This window comes from Geomonas oryzisoli, assembly GCF_018986915.1.
Lineage (GTDB): Bacteria > Desulfobacterota > Desulfuromonadia > Geobacterales > Geobacteraceae > Geomonas > Geomonas oryzisoli.
Map to the genome: position 1 here is coordinate 4,058,053 of NZ_CP076723.1, position 19,747 is coordinate 4,077,799.

Below are 19,747 nucleotides of genomic sequence, written 5' to 3' on the forward strand. Positions count from 1 at the left end.
CTACAGCGTCGTTTCAACTCTTGCCCAGCCGAGTACACTGAGAATTTTTAATAAATAACATATTTTACCCGCAGAGCAAGAAAAAGTTGCGAGCTGTTGTATTGGCCTGCGATATATGATACCAATCGCTGGTCGTCTGTCAGGCATGTCTATAGGAGGGAAGCTATGAAGAGCAAGGTATTTTTCGCGGATATGAGGGCAGGGGCCAAGGAAAACCTGTTCGGCAAGATCGGTCGGCTGATGCAGCAGGCCGGGTTGGCGCAGAGCGTCGCGCCCGGGGACCTGGTCGCCGTGAAGGTCCACTTCGGGGAGCGGGGCAACCATACCTTCATCCGCCCGATCTTCCTGCGCCGTGTGGTGGACGAGATCAAGGCGCTGGAAGGAAAGCCGTTTCTGACCGACTCATCCACCCTCTACCCCGGCGAGCGCAAGGAGGCGGTTTCCGCCCTGGCCTGTGCCGTCGAGAACGGCTTTGCCTACGCCGTGGTCAACGCGCCGCTCATCATGTGTGACGGCCTTAAGGGGCATAACGCCAAGGACGTGCAGGTCGACGGCGAGATACTGAAGACGGTCAACATCGGAGCCGAGATACTGGAGGCGGACGCGCTCATCGCGGTTTCCCATTTCAAGTGCCACGAGCTGACCGGGTTCGGCGGAACCCTGAAGAACCTGGGCATGGGGTGCTCGAGCCGCACCGGAAAGATGCAGCAGCACTCCACGGTAGCGCCGAAGGTGGCTGAGCGTTTCTGCAACGGCTGCGCCGTCTGCCTTAAGTCCTGCGCCCACGCCGCCATCACCATCATCGAAGGGAAGGCCCACATCGACCCGGCCGCCTGTGTTGGGTGCAGCCGCTGCATCACCGCCTGCCAGAAGAAAGCGATCAACATCCAATGGAACGAGAGCGCGTCGCTGGTGATGCGCAAAATGGCCGAATACGCCAAGGGTGCCCTCCACGGCAAGGAGGGCAAGACCCTCTTTTTGAACTTCATCACCCAGGTCTCGCCGGCCTGCGACTGCTACGGGCACGCCGACGCCCCCATCGTCAACGACATCGGTATCTGCGCCTCGGCCGACCCGGTGGCGCTGGATCAGGCCTGCGCCGACCTGGTCAACAACGCTCGCGGCAACCAGGAGACCGCGCTCGCCAGCGGCCACGAGCCCGGCGGCGACAAGTTCCGCGGCGTCCATCCCGAGATCGACTGGGAAGTGCAGTTGGAGCACGCCGAAAATATCGGCGTCGGGACCAGAGCGTACGAACTGGTCAGGATCTGAAAGACAATTGAGCGAGTGCTTAACGAGAACGCCCCGGCAGAGTGAACCTGCCGGGGCGTTGTCATGTGTGGTGTGAGTGTTGCTTTCCGCCGGCCGCGAGGATGCGGCCCCGGGTGCGGCCTACTTCAGGAAGCCGAATTTCTTCATCCGGTAACGGAAGGCGTCGATGCCGAGGTTGAGCTTCTTGGCCGCCTTGGACTGGTTCCAGTCGGTCATTTCCAGGGACTGCTTGATCAGCTCGCGCTCCACCTCTTCGATGTCGATCCCCTCGGGGGGAAGCTTGAAGGTGGTGAGCGGCACGGTGACCTGCGAGGCCTTGGCCACGATCTCCAGCGGCAGGTTCTCCAGGAGCAGGTTCTCGTCGTTGCCAAGGATGATGGCGCGCTCGATCACGTTCTTCAGCTCACGGATGTTGCCGGGCCAGTTGTACTCCACCAGGAGCTTCTCCGCCATACTGGAGATCCCCTTGGTCGGTTTGCCGAACTCCTTGGAGAACACCTCGATGAAGTAGTTGGCGAGCACCAGGATGTCCTCTTTGCGCTCGCGCAGGGCGGGGAGGAAGATCGGGATCACCTGGAGCCGGTAATACAGGTCGTTCCTGAAGGTCTTCTCCTCGATGGCCTTCATGAGATCCTTGTTGGTCGCCGAGATGATCCTCACGTCCACCGGGATCACCTTGCCCCCGCCGATGCGCCGGAAGGTGCGGTCCTCGAGGAAGCGCAGCAGCTTCGCCTGCATGCCGATCTCCATGTCCCCTATCTCGTCCAGGAACACGGTACCGCCGTCGGCGAGCTCGAAAAGGCCTTTCTTGGAGGTCTTGGCGTCGGTGAAAGCGCCCTTTTCGTGGCCGAACAGCTCGCTTTCCAGCAGCGTGGCCGGGACCGCGGCGCAGTTGATGGCAACGAAGGGCTTGTCGGCGCGGGCGGACTCGTAGTGGATGTACTTCGCCACCAGTTCCTTGCCGGTCCCCGATTCCCCCTGCACCAGCACGGTGGAGGCGTCGCTCTTGGCAACCTTGGCCATCATCTCCAGCACGTTCTTCATGTGCTTGGAGTTCCCCAGGATCTTGGGCGGCCCCTGCTTCTTGTGCTCGCTGCGTAGCTGTACCACCTCGCGGCGCAGCTCGGAGGTCTCCAGGGCCTTTCTGACCACCAGCCCCATCTCGTCCAGGTTGAAGGGCTTGTTGATGTAGTCGTAGGCTCCGTGACGCATGGTGTTCACGGCGGTTTCCAGCCCTCCCTGGGCGGTCACCATGATCACCAGGATCTCTTCGTCTATTTCTTTCAGCCGCTGCAGTACCTCGAGGCCGTTGATGCCGGGGAGATGGTAATCCAGCAGCACCAGCTCGGGCTGCTCTTCCCGGGCGATCCTGAGCGCATCCTCGCCCGTCCCAGCGGTGCAGACCTCGTATCCTTGCTTCTTGAGGTTCTGCTCCAGGGACCAGCGGATCAGGTGCTCATCGTCGACGACCATTATTTTTGCTCTGCGCATGGCGGCTCCTTAGGATGTGGTGCCGGGCTTTTTGGCCCGGGGTGGTCGGGGTCTGCCGTACTGCTCATTACTGCGATCGCTCAACCGATTATGCCGGCGCTCAAGTGTGCTTGTTCGAGTTCATCCTGGCTCGGGCAATAGGCGGGAAGCTCCACCGAGAAGGTGGTGCCGACGCCGTCCTGGCTGACGCAGGAGAGGCGTCCGCCGTGCTGCTCGATGAGCCGGTGGCTGATGGCCAACCCGAGGCCGGTGCCCTGGGCCTTGGTGGTGAAGAACGGGGTGAAGATCTTTTCCAGGATCTGCGGCGGGATCCCGGGGCCGGTGTCGTTGACCTGTACCCGCACCATGTCCATGCCGTCGACGTGCGCCAGAGAGCTCGACACGGTGAGGATCCCCCCCGACTGCATCGCCTGCACCGCGTTCAGGAACAGGTTCAGGAACACCTGCTGGATCTGCTTGGGATCGACGTAGACCGGAGGGAGGTCCTCGGCGAGCTCCAGCTTCTTCTCGATGTTCTTGCCGCCGCGATGCTGCGAGGCGAAGATCAGGATCTTCTTCAGGGCGCTGTTGATGTCGGTGCAGGTCGGTTCCGCCACGGTGGGCTTGCCGAAGAAGAGCAGATCGTTGACCGTCTTGTCCAGCCGGGAGATCTGCTCCAGCACCTCGCCGATGATCAGGGCGCGTCCGTCATCGGGGGCGAAATCGTCCTTCAACACCGTGATGGCGGCGGCGATCCCGGTGAGCGGGTTCTTGATCTCGTGGGCGATGCCGGCGGCCATCTCCCCCACCGAGGCCAGCCGGTCGGCACGCTCCATCTGCTGGAAGTGATAGGTTTCCAGCTCCTTCTTGGCCCGGTCCAGCCGGTCCACCATCGAGTCGAACGAGACGATCAGGCGGCCGATCTCGTCCTTTCCTTCCGGGGTCATGCGTACCGAGAGGTCCCCCTCCTCCACCCGGGCCATGTTCTTGGCCAGCTGGTTCAGCGGCTTCTTCACGAACTTCAGCATGACCAGGGAGATGGCCAGCGACAGGAAACCGATGATGGCGACGGTGGACATGACGAAGAGCTTGGTCAGCTCGACGATGCGCCGCCTGGTCTCCACCAGCGAGTAGTTCACGTTCAACAGGCCGATGATCCTGCTCTTGGCACCGTGACAGAGGTTGCACTGGCGGTTGTTGTAGATCGGCTTCACCATGCCGAGCACCTCGCCGTGCCCGTCCAGGGTGAAGACCCCCTCGCGTTTGTTGTCCAGGAATAGTTTGAAGTCGTGCTGATCCACGACGCGCCCGACCTCGGAGGACTGTGAGGACTTCAGGATGACGCCGTGGGGATGGAAGATACGCACGCCCACCAGGTTCTCGCTCTGCCCCACCATCTCCAGGATCACCTTCACGTCCTCGGTGTTGCCGTGGCGCATGGAGTTGTACAGGGAGCGTTCGATGGTGTCGAGCAGAAGCTCGCTGGATTCACGGGCGGAGTTGACGAGCTGCATCTGTTCGCGCCGCAGCGTCAGGAAGGCGAAGGTCCCGATGCCGAACACGAGCAGACAGATGGAAAGCACGATAACCCGCGATGTGAGACTCTTGAAAATCAGGGTGCCTCCGGTTTCGGGCGCTGCTCCCCTCCTCAGAGGGGCCATCTGCAGCCTAGGGGTTGGTGTTTCCTCTGGTGAACCTCGACCTTCTGGTCGCTTCGTCCGAGCCGCCCGACGTATCCGAGGTGCCGCCCGAGCCGCCCGAGCCGCCCGAGCCGCCCGAGCCGCCCGAGCCGCCCGAGCCGCCCGAGCCGCCTGAGCCGCCTGAAGTGAAGGGGCTCGGGTTGTTGCTCGTTTGCACGCCCGTGATGGCCCCTCCGGTTACGGTGACCGGCGGGACGCGGTCATAGACGAATTCCCATTCGCTGTACTTTTTCTTCTTCTCGAAGTCGGCGGGGGGAAGATCGAAGGGGAAGTTCCCCTGCTTGAGCGGCACCAGCTCGCTCTTCGACTTGACCCCGACCAGTTTCCCGTCCTTGCGGATCTCGTCCCACTCCTTTTGGGTAATGGGGTCGACCAGGCAGTATGCCCTCAGGTAACGCAGCTTGCCCGGGGTGTTCGGATCCTGGAGCAGCGACTTCAGCTCGGCGGGCCCCGTCACCGGTACCGGGGCGGCGGTGACGTTGCCGGCGTTGGCGGGAGTCTGGCTCGACACCAGCTTCCCGTCCACGACCTTGACCTTGTACCATTTGCGCAGGGCGTCCCGGATCTGGGTGCCGCGGGAGATCAGCTCCTCCTCCCGCTCGCGCTTCATGGCGGTACTCCAGACCACGGCGGCGCGGCTGGCCATGATCCCGACGATAATGGCCATGACCAGGGCGCCTATGTAGGTGAAGCCCCCGTTGGACCGGAGCACCCGTTGCATCATTTCTTCCTCGAAACGATCTCCCTGGCCTCTTCGATAAGGGTTTCGGCATTGAGCCCGAAGTACTTGAGCAGTTCGTCGGATTTGCCGGAGGTACCGAAGCGATCGTGAATGCCGACCCTCTTCATTAGGGTCGGGCAGGTCTCACCGAGGAATTCGGCGACGGCGCCGCCCAGGCCACCCACCACGGAATGCTCCTCGGCGGTGACGATGGCACCGGTCTCCTGGGCCGCCTGCAGCACCAGCTCCTTGTCCAGCGGCTTCACGGTGCCGATGTGCAGCACGCGTGCGGAAATCCCCTCGGCCTTGAGCTTTTCGGCTGCGGTGACCGCAGCGGCGGTCATGAGGCCGGTGGTGATGAAGGTAAGGTCGGTGCCGGGCACCACGACCACGCCCTTGCCGATCTCGAACTTGTGCCCTGCCGGGAACACGCTGGGGACCTTGTTGCGCCCCAGGCGCACGTAGACCGGCCCCTTGTAGGCGGCGGCGGCGCGGATGGCACCCTTGGTCTCTTCGCCGTCGGCCGGCACGATGACGGTCATGTTCGGGATGGCGCGCATGATGGCCACGTCCTCCACCGACTGGTGCGAGCCGCCGTCCTCACCGACGGTGACCCCGCCGTGGGTGGCGACGATCTTCACGTTGGCCTTCGGGTAGGCGACCGACTGGCGGATCTGCTCCCAGCCGCGGCCGGCGGCGAAGATGGCGAAGGTGGAGAGGAAGGGGATCTTCCCCACCGCGGCAAGGCCCGCTGCGGTGCCCACCATGTTGGCCTCGGCGATGCCCATGTTGAAGAAGCGGTTCGGGAATTTCTTCGCGAACACCGCGGTCTTGGTGGACCCGGAGAGGTCGGCGTCCAACGCCACTATCTTATCGTTCTCGCCCCCCAGCTCGGCCAGCGCCTCGCCGTAAGCGTCCCTCGTTGCGATCATAGTCTTATCCTTTCGTTAAGGCGCGCGGTGACGGTTCGGGGTGACGGTTTGCACCGGTCCCCAGCCCCGAGTCCCTGGCCCCTGGTTTTTAGTCGCAGCACCCCAGGCAGCGAAGCGCCTCGGGAAGCTCGTCGTCGTTGGGCGTAACGCCGTGATAGGAGGCCTTGTTCTCGAACAGGTGCACCCCTTTGCCCTTCACCGTCTTGGCGACGATGGCGGTAGGAGCGCCCTTGTGCGCTTCGGCCTGATCCAGGGCGGCTATGATCTGCCCCATGTCGTGCCCGTCGATGTCGATCACGTTCCAGCCGAAGGCCCTGAACTTGTCGGAGATGGAGGAAACGTTCATGACCTTGGAGACGTCGCCGTCGATCTGCAGACCGTTGGAGTCGATCAGGGCGCAGAGGTTGTCGCTCTTGTAGTGAGCGGCAGCCATGGCGGCCTCCCAGACCTGCCCTTCCTGAAGCTCGCCGTCGCCGAGCACCGCGTAGACGCGGTTTTCCTTGCCGTCCAGCTTGAGGCCGAGCGCCATGCCGTTGGCCATGGAGAGACCCTGGCCGAGGCTTCCGGTGCAGACGTCGACACCCGGGGTTCCCTTGCTGTCCGGGTGCCCCTGCAGATGGCTTCCCAGGCGGCGCAGCATCATCAGGTCCTCGGCGGGGAAGTAGCCGCACTCGGCCAGTGCCACGTAGAGCGCCGGGGCCGCGTGTCCCTTGCTGAGCACGAAACGGTCCCTGCCCTCCCAGGCGGGGTCCGCCGGGTTATGGCGCATCTTGTGGAAGTACAGTGCGCACACCATGTCGATGGCGGAGAGCGAGCCGCCGGTGTGGCCGGACTGCGACTTATGCAGCGTCTTCACGATCGCGACGCGCAGGCGCCTCGCCTTTTCTTCCAGATCTGCAATCTTTTCTTTCACGAAGGTTCCTTTCAGGCTGGCTTTATTTTTCCTCGCCGGTGATGAGGTAATCGAGGATCACCTCATCCAGGCTGCGATGGGCTGAAGATGCCGGGGGCACGGTAGGAGGCGGTTGTGCCGGGGGGTCCTGTTTCGGGGGTTGCACCGGAGCGGGCTGCACCGGTGCCGCCTGCGGCGCGGGGGATGCGGCGGGCGTTTCGGCGGCAGGGGTCGGCTCTTCAGCCGCGACCGCCGGCACTCCGCCGGGAAAGATGCGCGCGTCGAACTCGCCGTTTTTCAGGCGACGCATCATGTCCTTGTGCTGCTCTTTCATGATCGACTCGACCACCGTCTCCAGCTGCTCCACCTTGATGATGTCGGCGTAGCTGGTCTTGGCGGACGCAAGGATGACGCCCCCGCGGTAAAGCAGGGTGATGATATGGGGATTGGCTACGCCGCTGTCCTCGGTCTGGACGTGGAACAGCTCCCCTTTGTATCTGATATTGTGGTTGAAACCCAGGACCATGCCTAACCTCTACGCCAAATGGCGGACCCGTCGCAAAGTAGCACAGCGGGAGCAGCGTTGCAAGCGATATTCGGGGCTCGCCCCGCTCCCGTCTCCGCAAAAAAGCGTTTATTTTGCCAGCAGTTCCTTGATCCGGGCCACGGCCTCCATGGCGTCCTTGGCGTAGAGGTCCGCACCGATCTCGTCGGCGTACTGCTGGGTGACCACAGCGCCCCCTACCATGGTGAAGCTCTTTACCCCTTCCGACTTCAAAAGGCTCACCACCTTGTCCATCTGGGCCATGGTGGTGGTCATCAGCGCCGAGAGCCCCACCGCGTCCACCTGGTGGCTGCGCGCCGCGTCGAGGATCTTGGCCGCCGGGACGTTCTTGCCGAGGTCGATCACCTCGAAACCGTTGTTTTCCAGAAGGGTTACCAGGATGTTCTTGCCGATGTCGTGGATGTCGCCCTCGACCGTGGCCATCAGGATCTTGCCCGCGCTCTTCAGGGCGCCGCCGGAAAGCTCCTGCTTCAGCCGCGCGAAGGCCGCCTTCATGGTATCGGCGGAAACCATCACCTGCGGCAGGAAGAAGGAGCCGTTGCCGAAACGCCGCCCCACCTCGTCCAGGCCGACCAGGAGCGCCTCCGAGCTGATCTGCATCGGCGAGAGCCCCTCGGCGAGGGCCTCCTCCACCAGCGGGACCACCGCCTCGAGCTCGCCGTTGATGACCGCCTTGGCGAGGCGCCCGCGGATCCCTTCCGGCTCGGCGGCTTCCGGCTGGGCGGGGGAAGCGCTGCCGGCGGCAACGGCGGGCTGCACGGTGGCGCCGACGGCCTGCCCGCGGTAGGCGTCGATGTAGCCGGCCGCGTTGACGTCCTTGCCCAGCAGCACCATGGCGCTTCTCCAGGCGGACATCATGGGGGCCTCCTTCACGTTGACGATGGCCGAGGTGAGACCGGCGGCCATGACCATGGAGAAGAAGGTGGACGAGATGAGCGGCCGACAGGGGAGACCGAAGGAGATGTTGGAGACGCCGAGGGTGCTGTTGAGACCAAGCTCGCTCACCCGGCGCACCGCCTCCAGGGCGACCAGGGCACCTTTTGGCTCCGCGCTCACGGTGAGGGTGAGGCAATCGACGACGAGGTCGCTGCGCTTGATCCCTGCCGCGGCGGCGAGGTCGGCGATCTTCTGTGCCACGACCACCCTCCCCTCGGCCTCGGCCGGGATGCCGGCGTCGTCGAGGGTCAGGCAGACCAGGGCCGCCCCGTATTTTTTGGCGAGCGGCAGCACGGCGGCGAGGCTCTTTTCTTCGCCGTTCACCGAGTTGATGAGCACCTTGCCGTCGGCGGACTTAAGCCCCGCCTCCAGCGCCTCGGGCGAAGAGGAATCGAGCACCAGCGGGGTCTGCACCGCGCCGGTGATGCAAAAGACGGCGCGCTCCATGGCGGCGGGCTCGTCGATGCCGGGGGTGCCGACGTTCACGTCGAGCAGGGTCGCGCCCAGCTCGGTCTGTTCCAGCGCCTCGCGCCGGATGTAGCTCACCTTCCCCTCGCGCAGTTCCTGCGAATAGAGCTTCTTCCCGGTCGGGTTGATGCGCTCGCCGATCAGGGCCACCGGGTGCTTCTTGCCGATGGCGGCGAAGGAGCCGCGGCTGGAGATCCAGGTGGTGCCGTCGTCCTCCCTGGCGGTGAACGGGGTCTGCTTCCCGGACAGCGCCTCTTTGATGGCGGCGATGTGGGCCGGTGTGGTGCCGCAGCAGCCGCCGATGACGCGCACGCCCAGGCCGAGCATGCGGTCGTGGTAGGCGGTCATCTCGTCGGGGGTGCCGGGGAAGACGGTGACGCCGTCCTTCAGGATGGGAAGCCCCGCGTTCGCCTGGGAGATGAGCGGCAGGGAGGTCACCTTCCTCATGGCGCAGAGGATGTCGTAGATGCCGTCCACGCCGAGGCCGCAGTTGGAGCCGACGATGGAGGCGCCCGCCGCCTCCAGGGTGATGGCGGCGGCCTCCGGCGGCGAGCCGAGCACGCTTCTACCCTTCTCCTCGAAGGTGAGCATCGCGATCACGGGGATGTCGGCGGAAAGCTCGCGGATGGCGATCAGCGCCGCGCGGATCTCCTTGATGTCCAGGAAGGTCTCCAGCGAGATGACGTCGCAGCCGGCGTCGATCAGGGCCTTGGCCTGCTCGGTGAAGAGCGCGTGGGCCTCGTCGAAGCTCATGTCGCCCACCGGCTCCACGAAGCGTCCGGTCGGTCCGATCGAGCCCGCCACGTAGGCGTCCTCGCCGGCCACCTCGCGGGCGATCCTGACCGCCTCGGCGTTGATCCGCGCGACCTGGTCCCCCAGGCCGTAGTGGTCGAGCTTCGCCTTGGTGCCGCCGAAGGTGTTGGTGACGATGATGTCCGCGCCCGCCTCCAGGTAGGCGCGGTGTACGCCCGCCACCACCTCAGGGGCGGTCAGGTTCATCTCCTCGGGCGACTGACCCGCCTTAAGCCCGCGCTCCTGCAGCATGGTTCCCATGGCGCCGTCCAAAACCAGCACCCGCTCTCTCACCGCCTGCATAAACGGCATCTTCATCTCGACCCCCAAGAAAACGTTCAACGTTCAACGTTCAACGTTATAAAAGTTTTTTCCCTCCGGCCCGCCCCAGAGGTACTGATGCAGCGCTACAGGTCGGGGCAGGCGCAATCAACTTCGGCGAACGTTGAACGTTGAACGGCCGTTAAGGTTACTTCTTCTCCATCGTGAAGTCGGCCGGGATGGGGGCGGAGACATCCAGGTGCCCCTTCAACTCCTTCACCGGCACGCCGTCGACCAGGAACTGCACCGCTTTCACCTGCGGGAAGTTGGCGACCACGGTGTCGACCACGGAATAGACGGCACTCATCTCGGCGGAGCTCCCCTCGGGCAGGCTTTCCACCAGATCCCTGGAGAAGTCCACCTGCACCACGTCCCCCTTCAATTGCGCCCCGAGGACCCGCGCGTTGTGCGGCAGGGTGGGCGCCAGATCCCCCAACGGCCCGACCACCAACTCGTCCACCACGCTGGCGATCATGTCGTCGGTGGTGTCCTCCACTGCGATCTCGCGCCCTTCCCGGGCCAGCGAGGCGCCGTCGGGGCTGGAAAAGAACAGCGTCACCACGCGGGTGTCGACCTGCTCGGCCGGCGCGGCCGGCGGCGCCACCTGGGTCGCGGTCCGGTATTTCCGGAAGACCAGCAGCCCCACGACCACCGCGAACACCAGGAAGGCGATCAGCAGGACGCCCTTCGCCCTGTTAGTACGTCTCTTCACCTTCCCCTCCTTCCTGGTCCTGCTCCAGGCTCACCTGGTAGACGTCCCCCAGCTCGCCGCCGAGAAAACGGTTGCCGACCCTGATGAAACCGGCCGGGATGTCGGTGACGTAGTAGTGGTGGTTCCCCCGCTCGGCCTCCGGACGCAGGAGCCCCTGTTCGGTGAGGATCCGGGCCACGGTGCGGGCGGTTTCCGCCGCGGAGTCGACCAGCGTCACCTCCGGCCCCATCACCTGCGCGATCACTTCCTTGAGAATGGGATAGTGGGTGCAGCCGAGCACCAGGGTGTCCACACCCTGCGCCTTCAGGTCCTCGAGGTAGATGCGCGCGGTCATCCTGGTCACCTCGTTGTCCACCCACCCCTCCTCGGCCAGCGGGACGAAGAGCGGGCAGGCGCGGTTCACCACCTCGATGTCCGGGTTGATCCTCTTGATGGCCTTGGTGTAGGCGGATGAGGCAACGGTGGCGGCGGTGCCGATCACCCCGACCTTGCCGGTCCTGGTCGCCGCGGCGGCGGCGCGGGCGCCCGGCTCGATCACCCCCACGATCGGGATGTCGAACTCCTGCTGCAGCGCCGAAAGGGCCACGGCGGAAGCGGTGTTGCAGGCAACCACGAGGAGCTTGATATCGCGGTTCAAAAGGTAACGGGCGATCTGGCGCGAGTAGCGGACCACCGTTTCCGGCGACTTGGTGCCGTAGGGGACCCGGGCGGTATCGCCGAGGTAGATGGTGTCCTCCTGGGGGAGGGTCTGCACCACTTCTTTAAGGACGGTCAACCCGCCCACGCCGGAGTCGAATATCCCGATTGCTTTCCAGGCCAAAATCTTTTCTCCACACACAAAGTTGATCAAGCGACTGCCTTGTCGGAGCAGATGCAAAAGCTGTTACGCAAAGTACGCAAAAAGAACCCACGCAGAGCACGCAAACTGGCGTTCGAGGTTTTTCACCTCGAAAAGCTTTCTTCGCGTACGTTGCGGATACCCTGCGCCCTTTGCGTAACAGCTTTTAGTCTGTCTGCAGGCGCGGAGGTGGGAAGTATCGCATGTTATTAAATTCTCAAAGGGAATGTCAAGGTTTACGACACGAAGAGCATCACCAGGGGAGGCGCCAGGAAAACGGCGGGAAGCAGGTTGCCCACCGGGACCCTCTTGACGCCCAGCATGTCCAGCCCGATGGCGAGGATCAAGAGCCCTCCCACCGCGTTCATCTCCTGCACCACGACCGGGGTCAGGATCTGCTGGGCCAAGGTGGCGGAGAGGGTGATGGCGCCCTGGTAGACGAACAGTGGCAGCGCCGAGAAGAGCACGCCGGCGCCCAGGGTGGAGGCGAGCGCCACCGAGGCGATGCCGTCCAGGGCCGCCTTGGCGTAGAGGATGTCCGGGCGGGAGCCCAGCCCGTCCTGGAGCGCCCCCATGATGGCCATGGCCCCGACGCAGTAGAGCAGGCTCGCGGTGACGAACCCTTCGGAAATCCTGCCGCTTCCCTTGAAGCGGTCGCCGATCCAGTTGCCAAGCGCCTCCAGGCGCGCCTCTATGCCGAGGAGCTCGCCTATGATGCCGCCGCCGATGAGCGAACCTATGATAATCATCGGTTGCTGGCTTTTGAAAGCGAGCTGGATGCCGATAAGTAGTACGGCAAGCCCAAGGCCGGCCATGACGGTGCCGCGCACCTTGCTGGAGATGAGGTGCCCCGCCTTCAGACCGAGCGCACTGCCGATGACTATTGCCGCTGCGTTTACCGCCGTTCCTTGCATGATCATCGGGCAAAGATAGGAAGTTCTCGGCGCCAAGGCAAGCAAAACCTTATCAAGGTGGTAGCCTTTTCTGGTTTGAGGAAAGTATACAAAAATATAACATGATTCCAGGATTGACATTCCAAAAGGAATCTGCTTTTATATGCCTCCCTTTGAATACACAATTAAACCCTCAAAACATAAGGGAAAATTGGTTTTACCAATATGGCGCGTCGTGTTTTAAAACGGCGATAAAATTTCCACCATTTGTTTTAGTCTCGGTAAAAAAATACCCCCACTAAAGGAGAGGAAATGGAAGCACGGAAATTCAGGAAGGTGATGGCAGCTAACCGCGGGGAGATCGCGATCAGGATCTTCCGCGCCTGCACCGAACTCGGCATCAGCACGGTTGCCATCTATTCGGAAGAGGACAAGCTCTCGCTGCACCGCTACAAGGCTGATGAAGCGTACCAGGTCGGCAAGGGGAAAGCCCCCATCGACGCCTACCTCGGCATCGACGAGATCATCGCCCTGGCCAAAAAGCGCGATGTCGACGCCATCCATCCCGGTTACGGCTTCCTGGCTGAAAACGCCGAGTTCGCGGAGAAGTGCGAGCAAAACGGCATCGCCTTCATCGGCCCCACCGCCGAGATGCAGCGCGCCCTGGGGGACAAGGTGGCCGCGAGGAAGGTGGCCAAGGCCGCCGGCGTCGCCACCGTTCCCGGCACCGAGGAGCCCATCGTCCACGAGGAAGACGCCCTCATCTTCGCCAAGAACCACGGCTACCCGATCATCATCAAGGCGGCGGCGGGGGGCGGCGGGCGCGGCATGCGCGTCGCCACCAACCAGAAGGAGCTCCTGGAGGGGCTGCAGTCCGCCTCCTCCGAGGCGAAGGCCGCCTTCGGCGATCCTTCCGTGTTCCTGGAGCGCTACCTGAAAAACCCCAAGCACATCGAGGTGCAGGTCTTAGGCGACGGCTACGGCAACCTCGTGCACTTCTACGAGCGCGACTGCTCCATCCAGCGCCGTCACCAGAAGGTGGTCGAGTTCGCCCCTTCGCTCGCGCTCCCCGGCGACACCCGCCTCGCCCTGTGCACCGACGCGCTGAAGATCGCCAAGCAGGTCGGCTACCGTAACGCCGGCACCGTCGAGTTCCTGCTCGACGAGGAAGGGCGCTACTACTTCATCGAGATGAACCCCCGCATCCAGGTCGAGCACACGGTGACCGAGATGATCACCGGCCGAAACCTGGTCCAGGCACAGATCCTGATCGCGGAAGGTAAGCGGCTGTGCGACCCGGAGATCAACATCCCCAACCAGGGCTCCATCGAGATGCGCGGCTTCGCCATCCAGTGCCGCATCACCACCGAGGACCCGACCAACAACTTCGCACCCGATTTCGGCACGCTCACCACCTACCGCTCTTCCGCCGGCTGCGGCGTGCGCCTCGACGCGGGCAACGCCTTCACCGGCGCCCAGATCACGCCGCACTACGACTCGCTGCTGGTCAAGGTCAGCTCCTGGGGCCTCACCTTCACCGAAGCCGCCCACATCATGGACCGCAGCCTCCAGGAATTCCGCGTGCGCGGCGTGAAGACCAACATCGGCTTTTTGGAGAACGTGATCACCCACCCGGTGTTCCTGGCCGGCGAGTGCAACACCTCCTTCATCGATCAGCACCCCGAACTGCTGGTCATCCCGGAGAAGAAGGACCGCGCCAACAAGGTGCTGAACTTCCTGGGCGACGTCATCGTGAACGGCTCGGCCGGCGTGGCGAAGCCTTTGCGCTCCGCGGATCTCATCGAGGCGGCCGTGCCGCAGGTCGATCTCTTCGCGCAAAAGCCCAAGGGGACCAAGGACATCCTGCGCGAGCAGGGGGCCGAGGGGCTCGCCAAGTGGGTCCTGGAGCAGAAGAAGCTCCTCCTCACCGACACCACCATGCGCGACGCCCACCAGTCGCTTTTGGCCACCCGCGTCAGAACCTATGATCTGTTGAAGATCGCCGACGCCACCTCGCACCTGGCCAGCGACCTCTTCTCACTGGAACTGTGGGGGGGCGCCACCTTCGACGTTTCCATGCGCTTCTTGAAGGAAGACCCCTGGCAGAGACTGCACGCCCTCACCGAGGCGATCCCCAACGTCCTGTTCCAGATGCTGTTGCGCGGCTCCAACGCCGTCGGCTACACCAACTACCCCGACAACGTGGTGCAGCGCTTCGTGGCCCAGGCGGCGGAGTCCGGCGTGGACGTCTTCCGCGTCTTCGACTCGCTCAACTGGACCCGCGGCATGCAGGTGGCCATGGAGGCGGTGCAGAAGTCCGGCAAGATCTGCGAGGCCGCCATCTGCTACACCGGCGACATCTCCGATCCCGCCCGCACCAAGTACCCGCTCTCCTACTACGTCTCCATGGCCAAGGAGCTGGAGAAGATGGGCGCCCACATCCTGGCCATCAAGGACATGGCGGGCCTCTTGAAGCCGTACGCCGGCTACCAGCTGGTCAAGGCGCTCAAGGAGGAGATCGGCATCCCGGTGCACCTGCACACCCACGACACCTCGGGCAACGGCGGCGCACTGCTCTTGATGGCGGCGCAGGCCGGGGTCGACATCGTCGACGCGGCACTCTCCTCCATCTCCGGCCTCACCTCGCAGCCCAACCTGAACGCGCTGGTGGCGACCCTCAAGGGGACCGAGTTCGATCCGCAGGTTAACGAGCGCGGCTTGCAGCAGCTGGCCAACTACTGGGAGACGGTGCGCGACTACTACGCACCGTTCGAGTCGGGGCTGAAAAGCGGCACCGCCGAGGTGTACCACCACGAGATCCCGGGGGGGCAGTACTCCAACTACAAGCCGCAGGTCGCAGGTCTCGGCCTCATCGAGCGCTGGGAAGAGTGCAAGGAGATGTACCACAAGGTGAACCTGCTCTTCGGCGACGTGGTCAAGGTCACCCCCTCCTCCAAAGTGGTGGGGGACATGGCCATGTTCCTGGTGAAGAACAACCTGGAGCCGGACGACGTCTTCACCCAGGGCGCCGACCTCGCCTTCCCCGAATCGGTGGTCGGCTTCTTCAAGGGGATGATCGGCCAGCCCTACCAGGGCTTCCCCAAGGAGCTGCAGCAGATCATCCTCAAGGGGCAGGAACCCATCACCTGCCGCCCGGGTGAGCTTTTGGAGCCGGCCGACTTCGAGAAGGAGCGCGCCGCGGCGGAGGCCAAGGCGGGGCACCCGGTGAACGACGAGGAACTCATGTCCTACATGATGTACCCGAACGTCTACGTGGAATACGCCAAGCACCGCCAGGAGTTCTCCGACGTCTCCGTCATCCCGACCCCGATCTTCTTCTACGGACTCGAGCCGGGGCAGGAGACCTCCATCGAGCTGCAGCCGGGCAAGACGCTGATCGTGAAGCTCAACGCCATCGGCAAGACCCAGCCCGACGGCACCAAGAAGATCTACTTCGAGCTCAACGGCAACGCGAGGAGCGTCACCGTGCGCGACCAGTCGGTACAAAGCGACGAGAGCGGCCACGAGAAGGCGGACAAGTCGAACCCGAAACACGTCGGGGCACCGATGCCCGGCAAGGTGATCAAGTTGAACGTCAAGGTCGGTGACGCGGTAAAGGCGGGGGACATCCTCGCGGTCACCGAAGCCATGAAGATGGAGACCAACATCAAGGCCAAGGAGGACGGCACCGTCGCCGAGGTCAAGTGCAAGGAAGGGGGCAAGGTGGAAAAAGAAGAGCTCCTTTTCGTAATGGCATAGTCAGATTCACCACTGTCACAGGGGGGCTTCGGCCCCCCTTTTTTTGTGTATGACCACCGGCGCCAAATCGTTGGCGCCCCCTGTAATCACACCAGGTTCAGCTGCGTAAAATTAGTGCAATTTGCTGGAGACGTCCCCATTACGTCGTTTTCATGCCCGGAACCCCGATTTCTCCACATGGTTTTCCACAGCTGCGGTGGATAGAAGAACTACTGCCAGCAGCAGTCTACACCGTAAACGCTGCTAAGACCTTGATAGTTGTCCACTTTGGCCCGTTTCCGGCCTAAAACGACAGAATCTTGACGTTTCCCACCCCTCCCGATCCCATCCGACGCCCTCCCCCCGGGGCGCCATCCAGCGAAAAGCGCCACCATTACAGATACATACAGTACACACCTCTCATAAAATTAAAATTTACTGTCAGAGCGGGACTTTTTTCCATGAAAATCTGCCATAAGATTGGCAAATACAAATAATAAAAAGACATGTGCTAAGTTGTTATTTAGCCAGGAAGGTTTATAAGAGTTTTGATGACTCACATAGGCTGCCTGCTCTAGCAGCGGTACCGACCAGAGACCGTGAGGAGAAACAGGGGACCGGGAACCAGCAGCCACCGGAGCGTTCGTGCTTTTCACCAGCATGAAAACCAAGATGACCTTGGCGGTGTTCCTGCTGGTCGGGGTCCTGATGACGGCCTCTGCGGTCGGGTCTTACCTTTTCTTCGAAAAGACCTTCAAGCAGAGCATTTCTCAGCAGCAGGCCGTCCTGCTGGACTCGCTCGCCGCCCAGATCGATGACCGCATCTTCGATTTCACCAGGGAACTGCACACCCTCTCCCGCCGCCTCCCGCCGGATGCCGCCATTCACCCCGAGCAGACCCAACGCCTGCTGGATACCGAGCAGAGACAGCGGGCTTTTTTCGACAACTCGCTGTTCCTGTTTTCCCCTTCCGGCAAAATGGTCGCGGCCACCCCGCGGGAACTGAACTTCATCGGCGGAGACTTTTCCTTTCGCGAGTATTACCGGGAAACGGTGAAGCGCGGCAGCACCTACATCTCCCCTCCCTTCGCCTCGCTGCAAAAGCAAAGCCGCCCCATCATCATGTTCACCGTGCCGATCTTCGACGCCAGGCACCAGCTGTCCGGCATCCTCGCCGGGAGCATCGACCTGCGCGAGCAGCACTTCCTGCGTTCGCTGGCCGCCCTCAAGCTGGGCAAGAAGGGTTTCCTGTCGCTCTACGACAACCGGCGCAACGTCCTCATGCACCCGGACAAGCGCCGGGTGCTGCGCCAGGACCCGCCCGGGACCAACGAGATGCTTGATCGCGCCCTGCAAGGATTCCAGGAGACGGCCGAGACCAGGACGCGCACCGGGATCCCCGTCTTGCGCTCGGTCAAGCGGCTGCAGTCGACCGGGTGGGTGCTGGCGGTCAGCTACCCGATCGACGAGGCCTATGCCGCCGTGTACACCGCCAGGAACTACTTCGCGGCCGGCTCCCTGGCTGCCGCCCTCCTTTCGCTGTTCCTGATCTGGCCCTTCATGCAGTACCTGACCAGGCCGCTGGCCTCCTTCACCAGGCACCTGGAGCGGCTCCCGGCCCAACAGGACCTCGCCCACAAGCTGGCACCGGTCACCTCCGACGACGAGATCGGCCAGATGGCCCGCACCTTCAACACCATGCTCGTGGAGCTGGAGCGCTCCGCCGACTTCTACCTGACCCTGTTCGAGAACTTCCCCGCCATGATCTGGCGTGCCGGCACCGACAGCAAGGTGAATTACTTCAACCGAACCTGGCTCGACTTCACGGGGCGGGACTTGTCCGAAGAACTCGGGGACGGCTGGGCCACCGGGGTGCACGCCGAGGACCTGGATTACTGCCTGAAAACCTACCGCGACGCTTTCTCGCAGCGGGCCCCCTTCCAGATGCAGTACCGGCTGCGCCACGCGGACGGCAACTACCGCTGGATCATCGACATGGGGAGGCCCTTCAAGGGGCTGGACGGCAGGTTTGCGGGGTACATAGGGACCTGTTACGACGTGACCGAGCGGATCCAGGCCGAGGAGGAGAGAAGGGCGCTGGAGCACCAGTTGACCCAGTCCCAGAAGATGGAGGCGATCGGCACCCTGACCGGCGGCATCGCCCACGACTTCAACAACATCCTCACCGCCATCATCGGGTACGCCACCATGATGCAGGTCCAGTTGGAGGAGGACCATCCCCTGCAGGCGAAGGTGAGCGAGGTCCTGCGGGCCTCGGAGCGCGCCGCGAACCTCACCCGGAGCCTATTGGCCTACAGCAGGAAGCAGGTGACCAACCCGGTGCCGATCGGGGTGAACGCGATCCTGCTGAACCTGGAGGTCATGCTGCGCCGCCTGATCCCCGAGCACATCGAGCTCAGGATGCAGCTCTTCGGCGCAGAGCTTTCGGTACTGGCCGACTCCGGGCAGATCGAGCAGGTGATCATGAACCTCGCGGTGAACGCCCGGGACGCCATGGCCGCAGGCGGCATCCTCAGCATCGCGACGGATCGGATCATCCTGGACCAGGAGTTCGTGGCGGCGCACGGCTACGGTCTCCCCGGGAGCTACGCCCTGATCACGGTCGCCGACACCGGCGTCGGCATGGACGAGAAGACGCGCGACCGGATCTTCGAACCCTTCTTCACCACCAAGGAGCCGGGTAAGGGAACGGGCCTGGGGCTCGCCATGGTGTACGGCATCGTGAAGCAGCATTGCGGCTTCATCAACTGCTACAGCGAGCCGGGGCACGGCACCGTGTTCAGGATCTACCTCCCGCTGATCGATCTCCCGGCGCGCAGCGAGACGATCCCCGTCGAAGATGCCGTGCACGGCGGGGAAGAGACCCTACTGCTGGTCGAGGACGACGCGGTGATACGCGACATGGTGCGGGAGCTTTTGCAGGATTTCGGCTACCGGGTGATCACCGCGGTGGACGGGGTCGATGCCGTGGAGAAGTACAAGGGGGCTGCGGGGAGTGTGGCGCTCATCATCATGGACGTGATCATGCCGCGCATGAACGGCAGGGACGCCTACCAGGCGATCTCGGCGATGGCGCCCGGCGCGAAGGTCATCTTCATGAGCGGCTATACCGCCGACATCATCACCGACACCCTCACCATGGGCGACCCGCGTCATTTCATATCGAAACCGATCAAGATCAAGGAACTGCTGGCCCGGGTGCGGGAGCTGCTGGACGAGTGAACGGCGAAGGACGTTCAACGTTCAACGTTCAACGTTCAACGTTCAACGTTCAACGTTCAACGTTCGGCGTTCGGCGGACGGCGTTCGGCGTTCGGCGTTCGGCGTTCGAAGTTATTGAGTTGAATTGCAAGGAGGGGCACCCTCTCCCCTGGAGGGGAGCTGCTCATGTCGGGAACGGGGCTGGTGATGAGGGTTGGAAAATGCCGGCGACTGCCCAGAGATATCGATCCCTGCCGCAGCAGCCGCCGGCAACG

At 63.2% G+C, this 19,747-nt stretch carries 13 protein-coding genes; 3 read left to right on the forward strand and 10 right to left on the reverse strand.

Going from position 1 to position 19,747, the window contains the following annotated elements:
- Positions 1–165 precede the first annotated feature (165 nt).
- Entirely contained in the window at positions 166–1,272 is a 1,107-nt protein-coding gene (locus tag KP004_RS17635; RefSeq protein WP_216799725.1) for a DUF362 domain-containing protein, read from the forward strand.
- Positions 1,273–1,392: 120 nt separating this feature from the next.
- Here KP004_RS17635 and KP004_RS17640 read toward each other — a convergent pair whose 3' ends face one another.
- The 10 genes from KP004_RS17640 to KP004_RS17685 form a co-directional block, all read right to left on the reverse strand.
- A complete protein-coding gene (locus tag KP004_RS17640) occupies positions 1,393–2,763 on the reverse strand; it encodes a sigma-54-dependent transcriptional regulator (RefSeq protein ID WP_216799726.1) in 1,371 nt (456 codons plus the stop codon).
- An 80-nt stretch (positions 2,764–2,843) separates the two neighbouring features.
- Positions 2,844–4,403 (reverse strand): two-component system sensor histidine kinase NtrB, encoded by a 1,560-nt coding sequence (locus KP004_RS17645; protein ID WP_239026853.1) that lies wholly within the window; start codon positions 4,401–4,403, stop codon positions 2,844–2,846.
- 7 nt (positions 4,404–4,410) lie between these two features.
- On the reverse strand, positions 4,411–5,163 hold the full coding sequence (locus tag KP004_RS17650) for a type II secretion system protein (RefSeq protein WP_239026854.1): 753 nt from the start codon (positions 5,161–5,163) through the stop codon (positions 4,411–4,413).
- On the reverse strand, positions 5,163–6,095 hold the full coding sequence (locus KP004_RS17655; RefSeq protein ID WP_216799727.1) for a transketolase family protein: 933 nt from the start codon (positions 6,093–6,095) through the stop codon (positions 5,163–5,165). Before KP004_RS17655 ends, KP004_RS17650 begins: the two co-directional genes overlap by 1 nt.
- Positions 6,096–6,183: 88 nt before the next feature.
- Positions 6,184–7,008 carry a transketolase gene (locus KP004_RS17660; RefSeq protein ID WP_216799728.1) on the reverse strand — a complete coding sequence of 275 codons (825 nt, stop codon included), beginning with the start codon at positions 7,006–7,008 and terminating at the stop codon, positions 6,184–6,186.
- Positions 7,009–7,030: 22 nt separating this feature from the next.
- Entirely contained in the window at positions 7,031–7,513 is a 483-nt protein-coding gene (locus KP004_RS17665; protein WP_216799729.1) for a RomY N-terminal domain-containing regulatory protein, read from the reverse strand.
- A gap of 108 nt (positions 7,514–7,621) precedes the next feature.
- Positions 7,622–10,066, reverse strand: a complete 2,445-nt coding sequence (locus tag KP004_RS17670; RefSeq protein WP_216799730.1) for a homocysteine S-methyltransferase family protein — start codon at positions 10,064–10,066, stop codon at positions 7,622–7,624.
- 151 nt (positions 10,067–10,217) lie between these two features.
- Entirely contained in the window at positions 10,218–10,781 is a 564-nt protein-coding gene (locus KP004_RS17675) for a GerMN domain-containing protein (protein ID WP_216799731.1), read from the reverse strand.
- A complete protein-coding gene (gene murI, locus KP004_RS17680) occupies positions 10,765–11,601 on the reverse strand; it encodes a glutamate racemase (protein WP_216799732.1) in 837 nt (278 codons plus the stop codon). The genes KP004_RS17675 and murI overlap by 17 nt, the downstream gene beginning before the upstream one ends.
- 254 nt (positions 11,602–11,855) lie before the next feature.
- Positions 11,856–12,539, reverse strand: coding sequence for a DUF554 domain-containing protein (locus KP004_RS17685; protein WP_216799733.1), 684 nt, complete (start codon positions 12,537–12,539; stop codon positions 11,856–11,858).
- Between the two features lie 285 nt (positions 12,540–12,824).
- Between KP004_RS17685 and KP004_RS17690 the strand changes: the two genes are divergently transcribed.
- Positions 12,825–16,271 (forward strand): pyruvate carboxylase, encoded by a 3,447-nt coding sequence (locus KP004_RS17690; RefSeq protein WP_216799734.1) that lies wholly within the window; start codon positions 12,825–12,827, stop codon positions 16,269–16,271.
- Between the two features lie 639 nt (positions 16,272–16,910).
- Complete coding sequence (locus tag KP004_RS17695; RefSeq protein WP_239026855.1) at positions 16,911–19,493, forward strand: cache domain-containing protein; 2,583 nt, start codon at positions 16,911–16,913, stop codon at positions 19,491–19,493.
- The last annotated feature ends 254 nt before the right edge of the window (positions 19,494–19,747 follow it).

What these genes read in the sequence shown, in the direction of transcription:
- KP004_RS17635 (WP_216799725.1), top strand. Translation starts at nt 166, where the DNA reads ATGAAGAGCAAGGTATTTTTCGCGGATATGAGGGCAGGGGCCAAGGAA.
- KP004_RS17640 (WP_216799726.1), bottom strand. Translation starts at nt 2,763, where the DNA reads ATGCGCAGAGCAAAAATAATGGTCGTCGACGATGAGCACCTGATCCGC.
- KP004_RS17645 (WP_239026853.1), bottom strand. Translation starts at nt 4,403, where the DNA reads ATGGCCCCTCTGAGGAGGGGAGCAGCGCCCGAAACCGGAGGCACCCTG.
- KP004_RS17650 (WP_239026854.1), bottom strand. Translation starts at nt 5,163, where the DNA reads ATGCAACGGGTGCTCCGGTCCAACGGGGGCTTCACCTACATAGGCGCC.
- KP004_RS17655 (WP_216799727.1), bottom strand. Translation starts at nt 6,095, where the DNA reads ATGATCGCAACGAGGGACGCTTACGGCGAGGCGCTGGCCGAGCTGGGG.
- KP004_RS17665 (WP_216799729.1), bottom strand. Translation starts at nt 7,513, where the DNA reads ATGGTCCTGGGTTTCAACCACAATATCAGATACAAAGGGGAGCTGTTC.
- KP004_RS17670 (WP_216799730.1), bottom strand. Translation starts at nt 10,066, where the DNA reads ATGAAGATGCCGTTTATGCAGGCGGTGAGAGAGCGGGTGCTGGTTTTG.
- KP004_RS17685 (WP_216799733.1), bottom strand. Translation starts at nt 12,539, where the DNA reads ATGATCATGCAAGGAACGGCGGTAAACGCAGCGGCAATAGTCATCGGC.
- KP004_RS17690 (WP_216799734.1), top strand. Translation starts at nt 12,825, where the DNA reads ATGGAAGCACGGAAATTCAGGAAGGTGATGGCAGCTAACCGCGGGGAG.
- KP004_RS17695 (WP_239026855.1), top strand. Translation starts at nt 16,911, where the DNA reads ATGAAAACCAAGATGACCTTGGCGGTGTTCCTGCTGGTCGGGGTCCTG.